The sequence below is a fragment of the Streptococcus sp. 1559 genome (assembly GCF_013276735.1).
GTDB lineage: Bacteria > Bacillota > Bacilli > Lactobacillales > Streptococcaceae > Streptococcus > Streptococcus pseudopneumoniae.
In genome coordinates, this window is sequence record NZ_VMLO01000021.1 from 1 (window position 1) to 22076 (window position 22076).

At 42.8% G+C, this 22076-nt stretch carries 18 protein-coding genes and 2 pseudogenes; 15 read left to right on the top strand and 5 right to left on the bottom strand.

Annotation, left to right across the window (positions count from 1 at the left end; all coding sequences use genetic code 11):
- Positions 1-292: pseudogene (locus tag HT688_RS03780) on the top strand (ISNCY family transposase); the annotation flags it as partial.
- A gap of 246 nt (positions 293-538) precedes the next feature.
- Here the strand turns inward: HT688_RS03780 and nagA are convergent.
- A complete protein-coding gene (nagA, locus tag HT688_RS03785; RefSeq protein WP_001134440.1) occupies positions 539-1690 on the bottom strand; it encodes an N-acetylglucosamine-6-phosphate deacetylase in 1152 nt (383 codons plus the stop codon).
- A 280-nt stretch (positions 1691-1970) separates the two neighbouring features.
- Here nagA and gmk point away from each other — a divergent pair, with 280 nt between their 5' ends.
- The 12 genes from gmk to HT688_RS03845 all read left to right on the top strand — a co-directional run bounded on the left by gmk (position 1971) and on the right by HT688_RS03845 (position 14693).
- Positions 1971-2597 (top strand): guanylate kinase, encoded by a 627-nt coding sequence (gmk, locus tag HT688_RS03790; protein ID WP_000775034.1) that lies wholly within the window; start codon positions 1971-1973, stop codon positions 2595-2597.
- A gap of 24 nt (positions 2598-2621) precedes the next feature.
- The gene (gene rpoZ, locus HT688_RS03795) at positions 2622-2936 is read left to right on the top strand and encodes a DNA-directed RNA polymerase subunit omega (protein WP_000979235.1); all 315 of its coding nucleotides are present in this window, start codon (positions 2622-2624) and stop codon (positions 2934-2936) included.
- A 65-nt stretch (positions 2937-3001) separates the two neighbouring features.
- On the top strand, positions 3002-5398 hold the full coding sequence (locus HT688_RS03800) for a primosomal protein N' (RefSeq protein ID WP_172923575.1): 2397 nt from the start codon (positions 3002-3004) through the stop codon (positions 5396-5398).
- 12 nt (positions 5399-5410) lie between these two features.
- Entirely contained in the window at positions 5411-6346 is a 936-nt protein-coding gene (gene fmt, locus HT688_RS03805; RefSeq protein ID WP_000163714.1) for a methionyl-tRNA formyltransferase, read from the top strand.
- Positions 6339-7652: a 16S rRNA (cytosine(967)-C(5))-methyltransferase RsmB gene (rsmB, locus tag HT688_RS03810; protein WP_007284879.1), complete on the top strand. Its 1314-nt coding sequence runs from the start codon at positions 6339-6341 to the stop codon at positions 7650-7652. The genes fmt and rsmB overlap by 8 nt, the downstream gene beginning before the upstream one ends.
- Positions 7653-7666: 14 nt before the next feature.
- Entirely contained in the window at positions 7667-8407 is a 741-nt protein-coding gene (locus tag HT688_RS03815) for a Stp1/IreP family PP2C-type Ser/Thr phosphatase (RefSeq protein WP_000406237.1), read from the top strand.
- Positions 8404-10383, top strand: coding sequence for a serine/threonine-protein kinase StkP (stkP, locus tag HT688_RS03820; protein ID WP_023940838.1), 1980 nt, complete (start codon positions 8404-8406; stop codon positions 10381-10383). The genes HT688_RS03815 and stkP overlap by 4 nt, the downstream gene beginning before the upstream one ends.
- Positions 10384-10497: 114 nt before the next feature.
- Positions 10498-11256 (top strand): threonine/serine exporter family protein, encoded by a 759-nt coding sequence (locus HT688_RS03825; protein WP_000392948.1) that lies wholly within the window; start codon positions 10498-10500, stop codon positions 11254-11256.
- A gap of 1 nt (position 11257) precedes the next feature.
- Complete coding sequence (locus HT688_RS03830; protein WP_000172685.1) at positions 11258-11707, top strand: threonine/serine exporter family protein; 450 nt, start codon at positions 11258-11260, stop codon at positions 11705-11707.
- Positions 11708-11867: 160 nt separating this feature from the next.
- Positions 11868-12116 (top strand): hypothetical protein, encoded by a 249-nt coding sequence (locus HT688_RS03835; RefSeq protein ID WP_025170610.1) that lies wholly within the window; start codon positions 11868-11870, stop codon positions 12114-12116.
- A 130-nt stretch (positions 12117-12246) separates the two neighbouring features.
- A complete protein-coding gene (locus HT688_RS03840) occupies positions 12247-13419 on the top strand; it encodes a hydroxymethylglutaryl-CoA synthase (protein WP_000151945.1) in 1173 nt (390 codons plus the stop codon).
- The gene (locus HT688_RS03845) at positions 13419-14693 is read left to right on the top strand and encodes a hydroxymethylglutaryl-CoA reductase, degradative (RefSeq protein WP_000704368.1); all 1275 of its coding nucleotides are present in this window, start codon (positions 13419-13421) and stop codon (positions 14691-14693) included. The genes HT688_RS03840 and HT688_RS03845 overlap by 1 nt, the downstream gene beginning before the upstream one ends.
- Before the next feature lie 35 nt (positions 14694-14728).
- Here HT688_RS03845 and HT688_RS03850 read toward each other — a convergent pair whose 3' ends face one another.
- Together HT688_RS03850 and HT688_RS03855 are read right to left on the bottom strand one after the other, a co-directional pair.
- A complete protein-coding gene (locus tag HT688_RS03850) occupies positions 14729-15694 on the bottom strand; it encodes a LacI family DNA-binding transcriptional regulator (protein WP_000226009.1) in 966 nt (321 codons plus the stop codon).
- Positions 15675-17129, bottom strand: coding sequence for a sucrose-6-phosphate hydrolase (locus tag HT688_RS03855; protein WP_023940842.1), 1455 nt, complete (start codon positions 17127-17129; stop codon positions 15675-15677). The genes HT688_RS03850 and HT688_RS03855 overlap by 20 nt, the downstream gene beginning before the upstream one ends.
- A gap of 381 nt (positions 17130-17510) precedes the next feature.
- On the opposite strand from HT688_RS03855, the gene HT688_RS03860 reads away from it, so the two are divergent.
- Positions 17511-19397, top strand: coding sequence for a sucrose-specific PTS transporter subunit IIBC (locus HT688_RS03860; RefSeq protein WP_023940843.1), 1887 nt, complete (start codon positions 17511-17513; stop codon positions 19395-19397).
- A 149-nt stretch (positions 19398-19546) separates the two neighbouring features.
- Positions 19547-20434: a fructokinase ScrK gene (gene scrK / locus HT688_RS03865; protein WP_000164309.1), complete on the top strand. Its 888-nt coding sequence runs from the start codon at positions 19547-19549 to the stop codon at positions 20432-20434.
- A 42-nt stretch (positions 20435-20476) separates the two neighbouring features.
- On the opposite strand, the gene HT688_RS03870 is transcribed toward scrK, so the two are convergent.
- On the bottom strand, positions 20477-21094 hold the full coding sequence (locus tag HT688_RS03870) for a TVP38/TMEM64 family protein (RefSeq protein WP_023940844.1): 618 nt from the start codon (positions 21092-21094) through the stop codon (positions 20477-20479).
- 402 nt (positions 21095-21496) lie between these two features.
- A pseudogene (locus tag HT688_RS03875) lies at positions 21497-21781 on the bottom strand (IS30 family transposase); the annotation flags it as partial.
- Positions 21782-22076 lie beyond the last annotated feature (295 nt).

Sequence of the window (22076 nt, forward strand, 5' to 3'; positions counted from 1 at the left end):
CAATCGTCTGCTACTAGCCTATCAACAGAAAGGAAAAGAAGCCTTCAGACACGGAAACAGAAATCGAAAACCAAAACATGCAATCCCTGATGAAATCAAAGAACGTGTCCTAAAGAAATACCTCTCCTATGAAACATATAAACCAAATGTCCTTCATTTCTGTGAATTACTAGCTGAAGAAGAGGGAATTCAGCTCTCTGATACAACTGTTAGAAAAATACTCTATAAGGAAAACATCCTCTCTCCCAAGTCTCACAGAAAGACAAAGAAGAGACTAAGAAAACAAGCTAAACTGAGCCTGGAACAACTCGTAAACGCTCCAAGTTGGTCTACTGCCCAAGTAAAATTTATACTAAACAGAAATTAAAAAACAAATTAGAAGACTTGGATTGCACAGCTCAAAATACTGATTTTAGAAAGTGGAATACTAATTAATGGAGTTGTAACAAATAGTTGACAGTGTTTGTTGCTTTTTGACTTCAAAGGAGTATTACTGGATTTTCTCCTCAAATTAGACTTTTGCCCAGACTCTTCTCTCTTATGCTTGATAACGTTTCACACCATCTAGATAGGTTGCTACCAATTCCAAATCTTTGTCTAAAACAATAAAATCTGCATCATAACCTTCACGAATTTGTCCACAGACGTCATCGATGTGAACGGATTTAGCTGGGTTGAAGCTGGCCATCATGACTGCTTCATGCGGATTCGCAATTCCCCATTCGACTACATTCTTCACACCATCTTTGAGTTTGAGGATAGAACCTGCCAAGTTACCTGTCGATTTGAGGCGTGCAGTTCCATTTGCAACGACAACTGGGAATTCTCCCAACATATAGTCACCGTCTTCCAATCCACCAGCTGTCATACAGTCTGTAATAAGAGCAATGTTTTCTGTCCCTTTTTGTTTGATAAGAATTTCGCAGGCTTTTGGATCTACGTGATGGCCATCACAGATCAACTCTGCATAGGTATGAGGTAATTGATACATGGCTCCAACCATACCCAGTTCGCGGTGAGTCAACCCACGCATTCCATTGTAGGCGTGTACCCAAACACTCGCTCCAGCATCGACTGCTTTTTTAGCTTCATCAAAAGTCGCGTTTGAGTGCCCAAGAGCAACCGTTACACCTTCTCCGGTGATAGTCCGTACAAAGTCTTCTACACCTTCACGCTCTGGCGCAAGAGCAATTTTATTTAGCAAGCCATTTGCTGCTTTTTGCCAAGCACGAAACTCATCCATGCGAGGATCTTTCATGTAGGCAGGGTTTTGAGCCCCCTTGTATTTCTCTGTGAAATAAGGCCCTTCAAAATAAATTCCACGAATTTTCGCGCCACTTGCTTCTTGATAACGAGCACCGATATTTTCAGTTACCGCAAGCAATTGCTCATAAGTCGATGTCAAAGTTGTTGGCAAGAAGCTCGTTACCCCCATGCTGAGGAGTCCTTCACTCATAGTATGAAGCGTTCCTTCGATATTATTATCCATAACATCCACACCGCCAAATCCATGAATGTGGGTATCCACAAGTCCTGGAGCAATGCTATAACCTGTATAGTCAATCACCTCAGCTCCTTCAGGAATCTGCTCTACATGTTTTCCAAACTTGCCGTCCACAAGTTCCAAGTAACCACCTCGACGAACTCCGTGTGGGTAGAAAAACTGATCCGCTTTAATATAGTTAGGCATAATGTTAACCTCCTTAAAAAATTGATTCTACAATTTATTATGTCAATTACATTATAAACCTTTCTTTTTCATTTGTAAATGGTATAGACCTATTTTCTGAAGATATTTTAAAAGCGATATTTCACGTTCGAATCACAACACATCTAAATAAATAAGAAAGAGCAGTTGAAAAATTACTGCTTTTTTGTTACACTAGATAGAAAGACTGTAAAGGATAATCTGGCTTTTTGCCATTATTCTAGAGAAATGTTATTTCACAGACTGACTAAAAGGAGACACAATGGCAGACCGAGGCTTACTAATCGTTTTTTCTGGTCCTTCAGGGGTTGGCAAAGGAACGGTTAGAAGAGAGATTTTTGAGAGTTCTGAAAATCAATTTCAATACTCTGTATCGATGACGACACGCGCACAACGTCCTGGAGAAGTGGACGGTGGTGACTATTTCTTCCGTACTCGTGAAGAGTTTGAAGAGCTGATTCGTCAAGGACAGATGTTGGAATACGCAGAATATGTCGGCAACTACTATGGAACTCCTCTGACCTACGTCAATGAAACCTTGGACAAGGGAATCGATGTTTTCCTTGAAATTGAAGTTCAGGGTGCTCTTCAGGTTAAGAAAAAGGTTCCAGATGCTGTCTTTATCTTCCTGACACCACCAGATTTGGATGAATTACAAGACCGCTTGGTAGGTCGTGGAACAGATAGCGCAGAAGTGATTGCCCAACGAATCGAAAAAGCCAAGGAAGAAATTGCTCTCATGCGTGAGTATGATTATGCGATTGTCAACGATCAGGTGCCCCTAGCTGCTGAGCGTGTCAAACGTGTGATCGAAGCAGAGCACTTCCGTGTGGACCGTGTCATTGGTCACTATCAGGAGATGTTACCAAAGTCTCCAACTACCCGATAAAATTTAGAAAATAGGTACAAGCAAATGATGTTAAAACCCTCTATTGATACCTTGCTCGACAAGGTTCCTTCAAAATATTCACTCGTAATCTTGGAAGCAAAACGTGCCCACGAATTGGAAGCAGGTGCACCAGCAACTCAAGGTTTCAAGTCTGAAAAATCAACTCTTCGCGCTCTAGAAGAAATCGAATCAGGAAACGTAACCATTCACCCAGACCCAGAAGGGAAACGTGAAGCAGTGCGTCGCCGTATCGAAGAAGAAAAACGCCGCAAAGAAGAAGAAGAAAAGAAAATCAAAGAGCAAATCGCTAAAGAAAAAGAAGATGGTGAAAAAATTTAAGGTTGGGGGGACTCAATCTTATTTTTTCTATTGTAAGAATGTACTGACAAGGAGGAGGTGAGAAGATGGTTATAGCCAATATTATTGTAGATGTGCCCTTGATGCAGACGGACCAGCCCTATAGTTACAAGATTCCTAAGGAATTTGAGGGAATGCTAGAAGTTGGGATGCGGGTTCATGTGCCTTTTGGTAAGGGCAATCGCCTGATTCAAGGGATTGTTCTTGGTTTGGAGTCCCAAGTGGATGAAGAAGGGGTAAGTCAAGATTTAAAAGATATTGCCGAGGTACTGGATTTTTCTCCTGTTCTCACGCAAGAACAACTCTGGCTGGCTGAGGAGCTCCGCAAATCTGTATTTTCTTACAAAATCTCTATTCTCAAGGCTATGCTACCGGGATTTCTAAATTCTAGCTATGAGAAGATTCTCTATCCTCTGGAAGGTCTGAGTCAGGAAGACCGAGAGCGCTTGTTTGGTTCTGAAGATTCACTAGCCTTTTCTTCTCTGGATTTAGGTAAGCAAGCTGAAATGATGCGTTTGACTAGAAAAGGCCTACTTGGTCTGGAATATCAGGCAGTCGATCAAAAGAAGGTCAAGACCCAGTCTTGGTATGAGGTGAATCTAGCTCAATTAGAAGGTGTTGAAATATCTGCGCGTGCCAAGAAAAAGTTGGAATTGAGAGATTACTTGCTGTCTCATCCTGAGAGTGCTTCCTTGGCTAGTTTGTTAGAGTCCTACTCACGGGAGCAGGTCAACTTTTTTGTGGAACAAGGTGCTGTGTCCATAGTCCAAAAGGAAGTGCAACGCTCGGCTGCTTATTTTGAAGGGATTGAAGCAAGTCAGCCTTTGGAGTTGAATCCAGAGCAAAGACAGGCGCGTGATGCGGTTGTGAGTGCTATTGGTAGTCATCAGCCTCCCTTCCTCCTTCAAGGGATCACAGGAAGTGGGAAGACCGAGGTTTACTTACAAATAATCCAAGGAGCTTTGGATAAGGGGAAAACAGCCATCTTGTTAGTGCCTGAGATTTCCTTGACTCTGCAGATGACGGAGCGTTTTATTGCTCGCTTTGGTAAGAAAGTGGCCATTCTTCACTCAGGCCTGTCCAATGGTGAAAAGTATGATGAATGGCGCAAGGTGGAACGCGGCGATGCCCAAGTTGTTGTTGGTGCTAGATCTGCCATCTTTGCTCCGCTGAAAAATCTAGGTGTCATGATTATCGATGAGGAGCATGAAGCGACTTATAAGCAGGACAGTAATCCCCGTTACCATGCTAGAGAGGTGGCTATTTTACGGGCTCATTATAATCAAGCGGCTCTGGTGCTTGGTTCAGCAACTCCTAGTCTGGAAAGCCGTGCTCGGGCTGGCAAAGGCGTTTATCAACATTTACGTCTGACCCAACGCGCCAATCCTTTAGCTAGAATCCCTGAGGTTCAAGTGATTGACTTTCGGGACTATATCGGACAAAACGAGACGTCAAATTTTACGCCTCCTTTGCTAGAAGCGATTCAGGACCGTCTGGCTAAAAAAGAGCAGGTGGTTCTCATGCTCAATCGCCGTGGTTATTCTAGCTTTGTCATGTGTCGGGAGTGTGGGACGGTGGATACTTGTCCCAACTGTGATATTTCCTTGACCTTGCACATGGATACCAAGAATATGAACTGCCATTATTGTGGTTTTTCGAAGGACATTCCTCAGGTCTGTCCTAACTGTAAGAGCCGCAGTATTCGCTACTATGGGACAGGGACACAGAAGGCTTATGACGAGCTAGCAGAACTCTTTCCCCAGGCTCGCATTCTGCGCATGGATGTGGACACGACTCGTAAGAAAGGTAGTCACCAAGCTCTGCTTGACCAGTTTGGGCGAGGAGAAGCAGATATTTTACTAGGTACTCAGATGATTGCCAAGGGATTGGATTTTCCAAATGTGACCCTAGTCGGTGTTCTAAATGCGGATACGGCCTTGAATCTGCCTGATTTCCGTTCTTCTGAGAGAACCTTCCAGCTCTTGACTCAGGTGGCAGGTCGAGCAGGACGTGCTGAAAAAGCTGGGCAGGTCTTGATTCAGTCTTACAATCCTCAGCACTACGCTATTCGATTTGCAAAAGACCAGGACTACGAAGGCTTTTATGCTTATGAAATGGGTATCAGACGACAACTTGGCTATCCACCTTACTATTTCACCATTGGCATTACCCTTTCTCACAAGAAAGAAGAAGAGGTGGTCAAACGTGCCTATGAAGTCATGAACATTTTGCGGTCAGGTTTGTCTGAAACCAGTAACATCCTCGGGCCAACGCCCAAACCCATCGCCCGTACTCACAACCTCTATCATTACCAGATTTTAATTAAATACCGTTTAGAAGATGAGCTGGGACCAACCCTCAACCAGGTCTTGGCCTTGACTCAAGAAAGGGAAAATAGTGAGCTCCGTCTCAGCATTGACCATGAGCCACAGCAATTTTTATAAGAAGGAGAAGATATGACAAAACTAATCTTTATGGGGACACCCGACTTTTCAGCAACAGTCTTAAAAGGACTTTTGACAGATAACCGTTACGAAATTCTAGCCGTTGTGACCCAGCCAGACCGTGCTGTCGGACGTAAAAAAGTTATCCAGGAAACCCCAGTTAAACAAGCTGCAAAAGAGGCAGGACTTCCTATCTACCAACCTGAAAAACTATCTGGAAGTCCAGAGATGGAAGATCTTATGAAGCTAGGAGCAGATGGGATTGTGACTGCCGCTTTTGGCCAGTTTCTCCCAAGTAAACTCCTTGATAGCATGGACTTTGCGGTCAACGTTCACGCGTCACTCCTTCCTAAACATCGTGGTGGTGCTCCGATCCATTATGCCTTGATTCAAGGTGATGAGGAAGCTGGTGTAACCATTATGGAGATGGTTAAGGAAATGGATGCAGGGGATATGATTTCTCGTCGTAGTATTCCGATCACAGATGAGGACAATGTTGGCACCTTGTTTGAAAAATTGGCGCTAGTTGGTCGTGATTTGCTTTTGGATACTTTGCCTGCCTACATTGCTGGTGACATCAAACCTGAACCGCAGGATCCAAGTCAGGTTACTTTCTCGCCAAATATCAAGCCAGAGGAAGAAAAGTTGGATTGGACTAAAAGCAATCGTCAACTTTTCAACCAAATCAGAGGGATGAACCCCTGGCCTGTTGCCCATACTTTCCTTAAGGGCGACCGCTTTAAGATTTATGAAGCCCTGCCAGTAGAAGGTCAGGGAAATCCAGGAGAGATTCTCTCTATCGGCAAGAAAGAATTGATTGTCGCAACGGCAGAAGGAGCTTTGTCTCTTAAGCAAGTGCAGCCAGCTGGTAAGCCTAAGATGGACATCGCTTCCTTCCTCAACGGAGTTGGACGTACATTGACTGTAGGAGAACGATTTGGTGACTAAAGTAGAAACGGCTAGAAGTTTAGCCCTGGCAGTATTAGAGGATGTTTTTATCAATCAAGCATACTCAAATATCGCCTTAAATAAGCATCTCAAGGGAAGTCAACTTTCGGCAGCAGACAAGGGCTTAGTGACCGAGCTAGTCTATGGAACGGTAGCCCGTAAACTGACTCTGGAATGGTACCTATCCCATTTTATCGAAGACAGAGATAAGTTAGATAACTGGCTCTATGTCCTTCTTCTCATGAGTGCCTACCAGCTCCGCTATTTGAACAAGATTCCAGATTATGCTGTGGTCAATGAAGCAGTGGAATTGGCCAAAGTCCGTAAAAAAGGCAGTGAAAAATTGGTCAACGCCGTCCTTCGCCGTATCTTGCGTGAAGGCTGGCCAGATATTGCTAGCATCAAACGAAAAAACAAGCGTGACTCCATCGCTTATTCCCTTCCGGTTTGGCTAGTTGCAAAGCTCAAGGAAGAATACGGAGAGGAGCGAGCGCAAGCTATTTTTGAAAGTCTCTTGGTGCGAAACAAGGCCAGTATTCGTGTAACTGATTTAAGCCGAAAAGAGGAAATCCAAGCCTTATTGGAGGCGAATAATTCCCTTTTAGCAACCACTGGTCTGGTTAAGGAGCAAGGGCATTTTGCAGGCCATGATTTGTTTGCAGAAGGGACTATAACCATCCAAGACGAGTCTAGTCAGCTGGTTGCGCCAACTTTGAATTTGCAGGGAGATGAGCGAGTGCTTGATGCCTGTGCGGCTCCGGGTGGGAAAACAGCCCATATAGCCTCTTATCTCACGACAGGTCAGGTTACTGCTCTGGACTTGTACGATCACAAGTTGGACTTAATCCAAGAAAATGCTCAACGTCTGGGAGTTGCAGATCGGGTTCAAAGGCAAAAATTGGATGCCAGAAAGGTGCATGAGTTTTTTGGGCAGAATTCATTTGATAAGATTTTGGTGGATGCTCCCTGTTCAGGAATCGGTCTTTTGCGCCGAAAACCAGATATCAAATACAATAAAGAAACGGCAGATTTCGCGTCCTTACAGGAAATTCAGCTAGAAATATTAGGTAGTGTTTGTCAAACACTAGGCAAAGGTGGTATAATAACTTATAGCACCTGTACTATTGTCTCAGAGGAGAATTTTCAAGTTGTTGAGGCCTTTTTAGAAAGTCATCCCGAGTTCGAGCAGGTAAAACTAGAACATGAATGTAAGGATATCATGAAAGACGGCTGTATCCTCATTACACCTGAATTGTATGGAAGTGATGGATTCTTCATCAGTCAATTTCGCAAGATATCGGATTAGGAAGGAACTGACACATGGAAATTTCATTATTAACAGATGTTGGTCAGAAACGAACAAATAACCAAGACTATGTCAACCACTATGTCAATAGAGCTGGACGTACCATGATTATTTTAGCTGATGGGATGGGAGGTCATCGCGCAGGGAATATCGCTAGTGAAATGGCGGTAACAGACCTAGGTATAGCTTGGGTTGATACCCAAATCGATACAGTCAATGAAGTGCGTGAATGGTTCGCCCATTACCTAGAAATTGAAAATCAAAAGATTCACCAGCTTGGTCAGGATGAAGCTTACAGAGGCATGGGAACTACTTTGGAAGTCCTTGCTATTATCGATAATCAGGCTATCTATGCTCATATTGGTGATTCTCGTATCGGCTTGATTCGTGGAGAAGAATACCATCAGTTGACGAGCGACCATTCTTTGGTCAATGAATTACTCAAGGCTGGTCAATTGACACCAGAAGAGGCAGAAGCTCATCCGCAAAAAAATATTATCACCCAGTCTATTGGGCAAAAAGATGAAATTCAGCCTGATTTTGGGACAGTGATCCTTGAGTCAGGTGACTATCTCTTGCTCAATAGTGACGGCTTGACCAACATGATTTCAGGCAGTGAGATTCGTGATATTGTAACCAGTGATATTCCTTTAGCAGATAAAACGGAGACACTTGTTCGTTTTGCTAACAATGCAGGAGGTTTAGACAACATTACGGTTGCCCTTGTTTCTATGAACGAGGAGGATGCAGAATGATCCAAATCGGCAAGATTTTTGCCGGACGCTATCGGATTGTCAAACAGATTGGTCGAGGAGGCATGGCAGATGTTTACTTAGCCAAAGATTTGATTCTAGACGGGGAAGAAGTGGCAGTGAAGGTTCTGAGGACCAACTACCAGACGGACCCGATAGCTGTAGCTCGTTTTCAGCGTGAAGCGAGAGCTATGGCAGATTTAGACCATCCTCATATCGTTCGGATAACAGATATTGGTGAGGAAGACGGTCAACAGTACCTCGCTATGGAGTATGTGGCTGGACTTGACCTTAAACGCTATATCAAGGAACACTATCCTCTTTCTAATGAAGAAGCCGTCCGTATCATGGGACAAATTCTTCTCGCCATGCGTTTGGCTCATACCAGAGGGATTGTTCACAGGGACTTGAAACCTCAAAACATCCTCTTGACACCAGATGGGACTGTCAAGGTTACAGACTTTGGGATTGCAGTAGCCTTTGCTGAGACGAGTCTGACTCAGACTAACTCGATGCTGGGCTCCGTTCATTACTTGTCACCAGAGCAGGCGCGTGGTTCTAAGGCGACTGTACAAAGTGATATCTATGCCATGGGGATCATTTTCTATGAGATGCTGACAGGCCATATCCCTTATGATGGGGATAGTGCAGTGACCATCGCTCTCCAGCATTTCCAAAAACCCCTGCCGTCCGTTATTGCTGAGAATCCATCTGTGCCCCAGGCTTTGGAGAATGTTGTTATCAAGGCAACTGCTAAGAAATTGACAGATCGCTATAAATCAGTTGCTGAGATGTATGTGGATTTGTCTAGTAGTTTGTCTTATAATCGTCGTAATGAACCAAAGCTGATCTTTGACGATGCGACTAAGGCAGATACCAAGACCTTACCGAAGGTTTCCCAGAGTACCTTGACATCTATTCCTAAGGTTCAAGCGCAGACAGAACACAAACCAATCAAAAAAACAAGCCAGGCTGTGACAGAGGAAACTTACCAACCACAAGCACCGAAAAAACGTAGATTTAAGATGCGTTACCTGATTTTTTTGGCCAGCCTTGTATTGGTGGCAGCCTCTCTTATTTGGATACTATCCAGAACTCCTGCAACCATTGCCATTCCAGATGTGGCAGGTCAGACAGTTGCGGAAGCCAAGGAAACCCTCAAGAAAGCCAATTTTGAGATTGGCGAGGAGAAGTCAGAGGCTAGTGAAAAGGTGGAGGAAGGGCGGATTATCCGTACAGATCCTGGCGCTGGAACTGGTCGAAAAGAAGGAACGAAAATCAATTTGGTTGTCTCATCAGGCAAGCAATCTTTCCAAATTAGTAATTATGTCGGTCGGAAATCATCTGATGTCATTGCGGAATTAAAAGAGAAAAAAGTTCCAGATAATTTGATTAAAATTGAGGAAGAAGAGTCCAAGGAGAGTGAGGCTGGAACGGTCATGAAGCAAAGTCTACCAGAAGGTACGACCTATGACTTGAGCAAGGCAACTCAAATTGTCTTGACAGTGGCTAAAAAAGCTACGACGATTCAATTAGGGAACTATATTGGACGGAACTCTACAGAAGTCATCTCAGAACTCAAGCAGAAGAAGGTTCCTGAGAATTTGATTAAGATAGAGGAAGAAGAGTCCAGCGAAAGCGAACCAGGAACGATTATGAAACAAAGTCCAGGTGCAGGTATCCCTTATGATTTGAGTAAACCTACTCAAATCGTCTTGACAGTAGCTAAAAAAGTTACAAGTGTTGCCATGCCGAGTTACATTGGTTCCAGCTTGGAGTTTACTAAGAACAATTTGATTCAAATTGTTGGGATTAAGGAAGCCAATATAGAAGTTGTAGAAGTGACGAAAGCACCTGCAGGTAGTGCAGAAGGCATGGTTGTTGAACAAAGTCCTAGAGCAGGTGAAAAGGTAGACCTCAATAAGACAAGGGTCAAGATTTCAATCTACAAACCTAAAACAAGTTCAGCTACTCCTTAAAATCAGATGGATAATCAAAATAAGTAATCAATCTTTGTCATGATTTCATGGCAAAGATTTTTTTTGAGTCCGGATTTGTGATAGAATAGAAGGAGTTGATAAAAGGAGGAACGCATGGAAGAATCAAGAGAATTAAATGCCGTCATCGATGTGATTATGCTAGCGGGGACTATTCTCCTTAAAAGTGGTTCAGAGATTCATCGCGTAGAAGATACCATGATTCGGATTGCGCATTCGCAGGGGATTGTGGATTGCAATGTCCTTGCCATGCCTGCCGCTATCTTTTTCTCTATTGAAAATACCAATATTTCGCGCATGAAGCGGGTGACCTCCTCTTCTTATAACATCGAAAAAGTCTGCGATGTGAACCAGATTTCTCGTCAGCTGGTTGGGGGGCAGATTGATTTAGAAACAGCCTTTAAGCAATTGACGGCCTTGCAGGCCCAACCCCTTCCCTATACTAAGTTGCAGGTAACTCTGGCTGCGACCTTAAGTGCTCCTTTCTTTTCGGTTATGTTTAGTGGAAATATCTACGACGCACTTGGGGCAGGAGTGGCGACCTTATTTGGTTTTGCCTTTTCCCTCTATGTGGAGAAGTTTATCCGAATTCCCTTTGTGACAGCCTTTGCTGGGGCCTTCGTCTTTGGAATGATTGCCCAGTTTTGGGCTCGCTACACAGGCTTTCCTTCAACGGCAGACTTGATTATAGCTGGTGCGGTCATGCCGTTTGTTCCAGGAATTGCCTTGACCAATGCGGTTCGTGATATTATGACCAACCACATAAACTCTGGTATGAGCAAGATGTTTGAATCCCTGCTCATTACCCTTGCTTTAGGGGCAGGAACTTCTGTCGCCTTGGTATTGATGAACTAATATGACACTAATAACCTTTTTATTACAAGCAGTAGCAAGTCTTCTTGCTATTATTACCTTTCTAATCGTACTCAATGTTCAGCGGTCCATGCTCTTACCAGGAGGAATTTTGGGCATGGCTGTCTGGCTAGTCTATCTCTTGCTCAAGGAACCGACCAATGTTATTGTGGCTACTTTTATTGCAGCCATTATAGGTTCTTGTGTCAGCCAGATTTTAAGTATTCTTTATAAGACTCCTGCTGTGGTCTTTATCTTAGCAATCTTGGCACCCTTGGTTCCGGGTTATCTCTCCTATCGGACAACTGCCTTTTTTGTGACAGGGGACTATAATAAAGCGCTGGCAAGTGCAACATTAGTTGTTATGCTGGCTCTGGTCATTTCCATTGGAATGGCTAGCGGAACAGTGATTCTCAGACTGTATCATTATATAAAAACACATCGAGTATCGTAGACTTTACAGAAATAAAAGAATTTTCTGAAAAATGAGATAAATATAGTGACAAGGCTTTCTATGTATGCTATTCTCTCTATATAAAGGAGGAAAAATCATGAAAAAATCACTATTTTCCTTATTGTCTGTAAGTCTACTGACTTTGTTGCTTATCCCAGTCATGGTTTCTAGTTTGGGTTCAGAGTTTCAAAGTGGATTACAAGAGCATCAGTTGATTGCCGAAAAGGTTAGTAAAACACTTGACAAGACATTTGATAAGGATGTCAGAGAAATTCCGACCAGTCAGTTTTATCAAGAATTTGTAGATGAGATGGGAAGGACTTACTCAGGAAATTTAATCCTCCAGGAACTGATAACTGAGAATGGGGCTTATAAAGCTACTTATATCGGTGAACTCTCTAGCAACTAATCATTCTTTGAAATTATGACCAATAAGAGGCTTGATTTGGTGAATCAAGTCTTTTTTATCTCTTTTACTGCCATTTGTGATAAAATAGTACCGAACGATTTTTTACATGAATGATAAAACAGAGGTAAATATGACAATCGGTATTGATAAGATTGGTTTTGCGACCAGTCAATATGTCTTGAAGTTACAAGACTTAGCAGAAGCGAGGGGAATTGACCCTGAAAAATTAAGCAAAGGACTCTTACTCGAGGAATTGAGTATTGCGCCCTTAACTGAGGACATCGTGACCTTGGCGGCCAGTGCTAGTGACTTTATTTTAACTGAGCAAGAAAGAGCAGAAATTGACATGGTCATTGTGGCGACCGAGTCAGGAATTGACCAGAGTAAGGCTGCAGCCGTCTTTGTGCATGGCTTGCTGGGTATTCAGCCCTTTGCGCGTAGTTTCGAGATTAAAGAAGCCTGCTATGGAGCGACAGCTGCCCTTCATTATGCCAAATTGCATGTGGAAAATTCTCCAGAGTCCAAGGTCTTGGTCATTGCCAGTGATATTGCCAAGTACGGTATTGAAACTCCAGGAGAACCAACTCAAGGTGCTGGAAGTGTGGCCATGTTGATTACACAAAATCCACGCATGATGGCCTTTAATAATGACAATGTTGCTCAAACCCGTGACATCATGGATTTTTGGCGTCCAAATTACTCGACAACTCCTTATGTAAATGGTGTCTATTCTACCCAACAATATTTGGATAGTTTGAAAACGACTTGGCTTGAATATCAAAAACGCTACCAGCTTACTTTGGATGATTTTGCGGCTGTTTGTTTCCATTTGCCTTATCCTAAATTAGCCTTAAAAGGTTTGAAAAAAATCATGGATAAGAGCCTGCCTCAAGAGAAAAAAGACCTCTTGCAAAAGCATTTTGACCAGTCTATTCTTTACAGTCAAAAGGTGGGGAATATCTACACAGGTTCACTTTTCCTTGGGCTTCTGTCTCTCTTGGAAAATACAGATAGCTTGAAGGCTGGGGATAAAATCGCCCTTTATAGTTACGGAAGTGGTGCTGTAGCTGAGTTCTTCAGCGGTGAATTGGTTGAAGGTTATGAAGCTTATCTGGATAAAGACCGCTTGAACAAGCTCAACCAACGAACTGCCTTATCTGTTGCAGACTATGAAAAAGTCTTCTTTGAAGAAGTAGACTTAGATGAAACAAATTCTGCTCAGTTTGCTGGCTATGAAAATCAAGATTTTGCCTTGGTTGAAATTGTTGATCACCAACGCCGTTATAGCAAGGTTGAAAAATAATGAAGATAAGTTGGAATGGATTTTCTAAAAAATCATACCAAGAGCGCCTCGAGCTGTTAAAAGCTCAGGCGTTCCTTAGTCCTGAGAGGCAAGAGAGTTTAGAGCAGGATGAACAGATGAGTGTAACTGTGGCAGATCAGCTGAGTGAGAATGTGGTGGGAACTTTTTCTCTGCCTTATTCGCTGGTCCCAGAGGTTCTCGTTAACGGTCAGGAATACACAGTTCCCTATGTGACAGAAGAACCGTCCGTGGTTGCTGCGGCCAGCTATGCTAGTAAAATCATCAAGCGAGCAGGTGGCTTTACTGCTCAGGTTCATGAGCGCCAGATGATTGGACAGGTAGCCCTTTATCAAGTTGCTGACCCTGAACAAGCGCAAGAGAAGATTGCCAGCAAGAAAGCAGAGCTCCTAGAACTTGCCAATCAAGCCTATCCTTCTATCGTTAAACGTGGAGGTGGGGCGCGTGATCTGCATGTCGAGCAGATAAAAGGCGAACCAGACTTTCTCGTTGTTTATATTCATGTCGATACCCAGGAAGCCATGGGTGCCAATATGCTCAACACCATGCTGGAAGCCTTGAAACCAGTCTTAGAAGAACTCAGTCAGGGACAGAGTCTCATGGGAATCCTGTCCAACTACGCAACTGATTCTCTGGTGACTGCAAGCTGTCGCATCGCCTTTCGCTACTTGATCCGCCAAAAGGAGCAAGGACGAGAAATTGCAGAGAAGATAGCCTTGGCTAGTCAGTTTGCGCAAGCTGATCCTTATCGAGCGGCTACCCACAATAAAGGGATTTTTAACGGTATTGATGCCATTTTGATTGCCACTGGTAATGACTGGCGTGCCATTGAGGCGGGGGCTCATGCCTTTACTAGTCGAGACGGGCGCTATCAAGGTCTCAGTCGCTGGACGCTGGATCTTGAAAGAGAAGAATTGGTCGGTGAGATGACCTTACCCATGCCTGTAGCGACCAAGGGTGGCTCTGTTGGTCTCAACCCTCGTGTAGCTCTCAGTCATGAATTATTGGGAAATCCTTCTGCCAAAGAATTAGCCCAGATTATCGTGTCTATCGGGCTTGCCCAAAATTTTGCGGCCCTCAAAGCCTTGGTGAGTACAGGGATTCAGCAAGGCCACATGAAATTGCAGGCTAAATCTTTGGCACTTCTCGCAGGTGCTAGTGAATCCGAAGTTGCTCCCCTAGTCGAGCGCCTCATCGCAGATAAAACCTTTAACCTAGAGACAGCCCAGCGCTACCTAGAAAATTTAAGATCATAAAAACTCAGACGAATTCGGTCTGAGTTTTCTTGTATTTAAATACTTTTTCCTGGTAATAAGGTAACTGGTAAGAAGTAACCAGTTGTCGCAACTTCCTTGCCTTCGATCTTCTGCAAGAGAAGATCGACAGTGAGGCAGGCAATCTCTTCCAAGGGTTGCTTGATAGTAGCCAGTTGAGGGTAGTAATTTTCGATAAAGTAGGTACCATCATAGCCGATGACCTTGAGCTCTTCTGGTACAGAAATGCCCAATTCTTGAGCGATTTTAATGACCAAAATAGCTGTCAAATCATCTGAAGCAAAGATGGCATCTGGCTTTTGTCGAGTCAAGATATTCTTGATTTCCATTTCTTTTCTGACGGGAGAAAAGTCACTGGAAACATTGATAATAGGAGCTTTTGGAAGTACGGATGCAAAACCAGCGTGGCGTAGTCCAGTAGGCGAATTGGAATTGTCATTCCCTGTAATCATGATGATAGATTGGGCGCCTGTCTTAACCAAGGTCTGGGCAGCAAGAACTCCACCAGCGTAGTTGTCAGAGGAAACGACTGGAATGTCTGGTGACAGATTTCGGTCAAAGGAAATAATTGGTGCCGTCACTCGATTGTAGTCTTCGATTCCCAAGTTGTGACTACCAGAAATGATGCCGTCCACCTGATTGGCTTCCAACATTTCGATGTATTCGCGTTCCTTCTCAGAATCATGCTCACTGTTGCAGATGATGGTCTTGTAACCATTTTTGAAGAGTTGGTGTTCCAGCTTATCAATCAATTCTGCGTAGAAAACGTTGGAAATATTTGGGAAAATCAAGCCGATTAATTTAGCCGATTTTCCTTGCAAACTACGAGCTAGGTTGTTGGGCTTATAGCCCAATTCCCGCATGGCTTCATTGACTTTTTGGATGGTTTTCTCGGAGAGATAGCCCTTTTTATTGATAACACGAGAAACGGTAGTAGGGCTGACGCCTGCAAGTTTGGCGACATCAGTTAGTTTTGCGACCATAATCTAATTCATAGTAAGTTCCAGTTAGGTTTCCAGATTTGATGAGGATACCATTTTGGTCTACATGTGGGAAGACACGACCGGAAAATACTTTTTCTCCTTTATTGATGAAAATTTCAAAGACAGAGTTATCGATGAAAATCGTAGCAGTAGTAGCCTGATTCTCGATAGGGCAAGAACGAGTTGTCCCAAATTCTTGGGCATACTGTTCACCAGCCTGGCTACGATCTACTGTCACTTGACCATTTACAAGGTCAAAGTTGATGGAAAGTCCCTTGCCTTCTTGATCAGCTAGTAAGACAATCTCGCTCTGGCTATTAGCTTCCAAGCTGAGTTCAAGTTCGTAAGTGTTCTTAGTTTGGGCACGATTTGAGAAGGCTTCCTCAGAGGCACGAAGGTCCTTGACAGCTGCGACTGGGAATTGGTAGAGTTTACCGTCTTTGATAGTGAGTTCTTTGACCAAAGAGAAGGTTCCTTGGTGGTCAAAACGGTCAGATGGATATGAAACATCAGGCAAGCCAAGCCAGCTAACAGCTAGAGCACGTCCATCAGGATCGTTGAAGGCTTGAGTTGCATAGGCTTCGAAACCATAGTCCATGTTTTGAAGTTGAGACACATCTACCATTTTAGCATTTTCAGGGTCAAAGGAAGCCCCAATCTTATACATATTTGGAAAGATATTATCGTAGTCTAGAACTTTCTTATCCAATCCTTGTGGGCAGTAGAGAAGGACAGGTTGCTCCCCTACAAAGACCAGATTTGGACATTCCATCATGTAGGCAGTACGGTCGTTAGCAAAGTCAAGGTTGCCAACAACTTGCCAGTTTGTGTAGTCGTTGTCTACAGCCTTATAAAGACGGACGAAACCTTTTTTCTCCAAGTCTTGACCACCCACGATGGCATAAAATTGACCCTTAAAGTTAAAAATTTGTGGATCACGGAAATGATCAGTAGAGTCTGCTGGCTGGTCGATCAAGATCTTATCAATCTTTCTAATCTTGCCATCCTTATCCATCAAAGCTCCAATCTGGTAAGGGTGACGGATCCAGTTTTCATCACGAACATTTCCTGTATAAAATAGGAACAAGTTATCACCAAATTGCATGGCAGAACCAGAGTAGGCACCGTGGCTATCTAATGGAGTATCAGGTAAAACTTTGACACCAGTTTCTGTGAAGTGAACCAAGTCCTCACTTTCCAATTGCACCCAAGATTTTAAACCATGGGCTGCACCAAAAGGAAAATTCTGGTAAAAGAGGATCCACTTGCCATCAAAGTAGGAAAAGCCATTTGGGTCGTTGAGAAGTCCTGTTTTTGGCTCAACATGGTAATGAGTATGCCATGGAGATTGTGCTATATTTTCCTTTATATGTTGAATTTCTTCTTGCGTCCAATCTTGATAAAGTCTGTAACGACGCTCAGTAGTCCATTCCATTCATTCATTCCTCCAAAAATCTTATCACTTTTAATAGTAACCGTTTTCGGTTAAAAAAGCAAGTCTTTTATGTTAAAAAAGAGAAAAAACTGTCAAACGCTTATCATAAAATAGAAGCAGAAAATCAATCAACCATCTACAGAAAATTGAAAGAAAGTGAAACAAAACCCTTTTTAACTCAGATTTAAAACTTATTTTTTCAAGGAATGCCTGATGAAACAGTCAAAAACAATCAATCTAAAGCGTGCCCACTAAGTGGATGGAATATTTTTTCTGCAAAACGCTTGACATATTTCTAAAACATGATAAAATAATAGTCGTAAGGGCGAATAAAATCGCTTTCAAACAAGAACAAAATGTTATATAAGGAGATTTTTGCAAATGAACAATCAGGAAATTGCAAAAAAAGTCATCGATGCCTTGGGCGGACGTGAAAATGTCAACAGTGTAGCTCACTGTGCGACTCGTCTTCGTGTCATGGTCAAAGATGAAGGAAAAATCAATAAAGAAGTGATTGAGAACTTGGAAAAAGTTCAAGGTGCTTTCTTTAACTCAGGTCAATACCAAATCATCTTTGGTACAGGTACAGTTAATAAAATGTACGATGAAGTTGTTGCACTTGGTTTGCCAACATCATCTAAAGATGATATGAAAGCAGAAGCTGCCAAACAAGGGAACTGGTTCCAACGTGCTATCCGTACTTTCGGTGACGTTTTCGTTCCAATCATCCCAGTTATCGTAGCGACAGGTCTCTTCATGGGTGTGCGTGGTCTCTTGACTGCTCTTGGAATGACACTTCCAGCTGACGTGACAACTTACACTCAAATCTTGACAGATACAGCCTTCATCATCTTGCCAGGTTTGGTTGTGTGGTCAACCTTCCGTGTATTCGGTGGAAATCCAGCCGTTGGTATCGTTCTTGGTATGATGCTTGTTTCTGGCTCACTTCCAAACGCTTGGGCAGTTGCTTCAGGTGGTGAAGTAACTGCTATAAACTTCTTTGGTTTCATCCCTGTTGTTGGTTTGCAAGGTTCCGTTCTTCCAGCCTTCATCATCGGGGTTGTCGGAGCTAAATTTGAAAAAGCGGTCCGCAAGGTTGTTCCAGATGTGATTGATCTCTTGGTAACGCCATTCGTGACACTTTTGGTTATGTCTATCCTTGGACTCTTTGTCATTGGACCAGTCTTTCACGTTGTTGAAAACTACATCCTTATCGCTACAAAAGCGATCCTTAGCTTGCCATTTGGTCTTGGTGGTTTCTTGATTGGTGGGGTTCACCAATTGATCGTCGTGTCAGGTGTGCATCACATCTTCAACTTGCTTGAAGTGCAATTGCTTGCTGCTGACCATGCTAACCCATTCAACGCGATCATCACAGCTGCTATGACAGCTCAAGGTGCTGCGACTGTTGCGGTTGGTGTTAAAACTAAAAATCCAAAACTAAAAACACTTGCTTTCCCAGCTGCTCTTTCAGCCTTTCTCGGTATTACAGAGCCTGCTATCTTCGGGGTAAACTTGCGCTTCCGTAAACCATTCTTCCTTTCATTGATTGCTGGTGCAATCGGTGGTGGATTGGCTTCAATCCTTGGACTTGCTGGTACTGGTAATGGTATCACCATCATCCCTGGTACAATGCTTTACATCGGTAACGGACAACTTGCTCAATACCTTCTTATGGTAGCCGTATCATTTTCCCTTGGTTTTGCCCTCACTTACATGTTTGGTTATGAGGATGAAAAAGAAGTTGCTACTGAAGTAGAGACAGAACGTTTGGTCCAAGAAGAAACAACTGGTAACATTCCAGCAGCTCTTCAAAATGAAACACTTGTAACTCCTATCGTCGGTGATGTTGTCGCTCTTGCTGATGTCAATGACCCAGTCTTCTCGAGTGGAGCTATGGGACAAGGTATCGCTGTGAAACCTAGCCAAGGAGTGGTATATGCACCAGCTGATGCTGAAGTTTCAATTGCCTTTCCAACAGGACACGCTTTTGGTTTGAAAACAAGAAATGGTGCTGAAGTTTTGATCCACGTTGGTATTGACACTGTGTCTATGAACGGTGACGGTTTTGAAGCAAAAGTTGCTCAAGGTGATAAGGTTAAAGTTGGCGATGTTCTTGGAACATTTGACTCAAACAAAATCGCTTCAGCTGGACTTGATGATACAACAATGCTTATCGTTACAAATACAGCTGACTATGCTTCAGTAGCTCCAGTCGCAACAGGTTCAGTTGCTAAGGGGGATGCTGTGATCGAAGTGAAAATCTAATCAATCCTCTTTAATGTGAAAACGAACAAATGACATGTTTGTTCGTTTTTGCTTGAATGGTAAGATTTACAGAGGAAAATCTAAAAAATAGAGAAATTTAGACTTTCGAAATATGCTATAATAAAGAAAATAAAAACAAGAGGTTTATCATGACAAAATTATATGGAAGCTTGGAAGCGGGCGGTACAAAGTTTGTCTGTGCTGTCGGTGATGAAAACTTTAACGTTGTAGAAAAAACACAATTTCCAACAACAACACCAATCGAAACAATCGATAAAACCATCGAGTTCTTCTCAAAATTCGATAACCTTGCTGGTCTTGCAGTTGGTTCATTTGGTCCGATTGATATTGATAAAAACTCAAAAACTTATGGCTTTATCACAACGACTCCAAAACCAAACTGGGCAAATGTGGACTTGCTTGGTGCCCTTCGTCGCGCCCTCAACGTTCCTATGTACTTCACGACAGACGTAAACAGCTCTGCTTATGGTGAAGTGGTTGCCCGTAACAATGCTGGTGGCCGTATCGAAAACTTGGTTTACTACACAATCGGTACAGGTATCGGTGCGGGTGTCATCCAACGTGGTGAGTTTATCGGCGGTGTGGGTCATCCTGAAATGGGTCATTATTATGTTGCTAGACATCCAATGGATATTGAAAAAGAGTTTAAGGGTGTTTGTCCTTTCCATAAGGGATGTCTGGAAGGCTATGCAGCTGGTCCAAGTTTGGAAGCTCGTACAGGTGTTCGTGGGGAAAACATTGAACTCAACAACCCTGTTTGGGATGTCCAAGCCTACTATATCGCTCAAGCTGCGGTTAATGCGACAGTGACTTTCCGCCCAGACGTGATTGTCTTTGGTGGAGGGGTCATGGCTCAACAACACATGTTGGACCGTGTCCGTGAGAAATTTACAGCTCTTCTCAATGGTTACCTACCAGTGCCAGATGTGCGTGACTATATCGTTACTCCAGCAGTAGCAGGAAATGGTTCTGCCACACTTGGGAACTTTGTTCTTGCAAAAGAAGTTTCAAAATAAAGCACAAAATCCGTTTGGGAAACCAAACGGATTTTTTACGTGTCAAAGCATTTGCCAGAAGAAGTCGATAATATAGGTCAGACCGTAGGTATAAACCACGAGGGTAAAGGGCTTGGTTAGAATGATGATGGTCATATAGCGCTTGAAACTCATCTTGGTCAGGGCAGCCAGCATACAGAGAAAGTCAGCTGGACTAATGGGCCAAATCATCATAAAGATAAAGAAACGGTCAAAACGATTGCCCTTGTCCAACCAGCCGATGTACTTGTCATAGGTGCGCTTGCTGACGACAGACTGGACAAAGGCGGCCCCATAGAGGCGCACCAGATAAAAGATAATGGCACAGCCAATCACGATACCGATATAGTTGTAGATTGTCCCGATGATGTGACCGTAGATAAAGACCCCAGCTACCGAGGTCAAGGCCCCAGGAATGATAGGGACGACCGTTTGTAAAATCTGTAAAAAGATAAAGAGGGGTGGCCCCCAGATGCCTGCCTGCTGGATAAAGGCAGAGAGGGTTTCCTTGGACTGTAAAATCCCAGCCTGATAAGCCCAAATGCAGAAAATCAAACTCCCAACCCCACCGGCAATCGATGAGATATTGATAAGGTGCTGCAGAAGGGGAGAAACAGCTTTCATTTGTTTATCCTGTGACATGTAAACTCCTCATAGATAGTATATTTCTACTATACCATATTTTGGAGGAGAAAGGGGGAATGAGTGTTTTTGATGAGAAATAGATGGGAATACAGGCCTTCGAGACTTAGAACAGGTCTGTCAACTAAAGGTTATATGCATTCTAAGTTTAGAATAATCGTAATTCCATAAATTTACAAGTATTCTAAGTTTCGAATAGCTTATCTGAGATAATTTTGAGGCATTCGAGCTTTCGAATAGTCATCTTCTCTAAAGTTTAGATGTATTCTGAAGCTAGAAAAGCTAAAATCTAAAAATAATAAGAGTCTCTATCTGATGGATGTAATTTATGTCTAGTATGAATCCTTTGAATCGTTAGTTAATTTTAATATTAATCAGTTCTGAAATAATTACTAAATATAGTTAGATGGTGAATGAATTATTGCTAAATTTCAAGTTCAAGTTAGTCATCAAGAAGTTTTCTCTGAGCGACTTGTAGTTCAAGCATTTTTTAGGATAGTTGTTCATCCAATTTTCGATGAATGCGACTTCTTTGGGAGTTGTTTTCTTAGTTCCCTTAGGTAACCATCTACGAATGAGCCTGTTGTGATTCTCATTAGTTCCCCTTTCCCAAGAGGTATAGGGATGTGCATAGTAGATATGTTCCTTAGAAAACACATCAGACAAGCGATTGAATTCCGTTCCGTCCATTAGTAGATAAAGGATTACTCCTGCTTGAAATGACAGATGAACTTGTTTCTTATAAAAAATGTTGTCAAGAAATTATCTGTTTTTTTCCAGAAGTTTTAGAGGAAGAAAATTTTATGAGGAAAAAGAACTTACTCAAATAACAATTCAGGACCAAAAACTGACAGTTGAGGAGCAGAGTGGATAAATTAAGTTTGCTACTGTATAATGGATTTATCACTAATACTCTTCGAAAATCTCTTCAAACCACGTCAGCTTCGCCTTGCTGTAGATATAGTTACTGACTTCGTCAGTT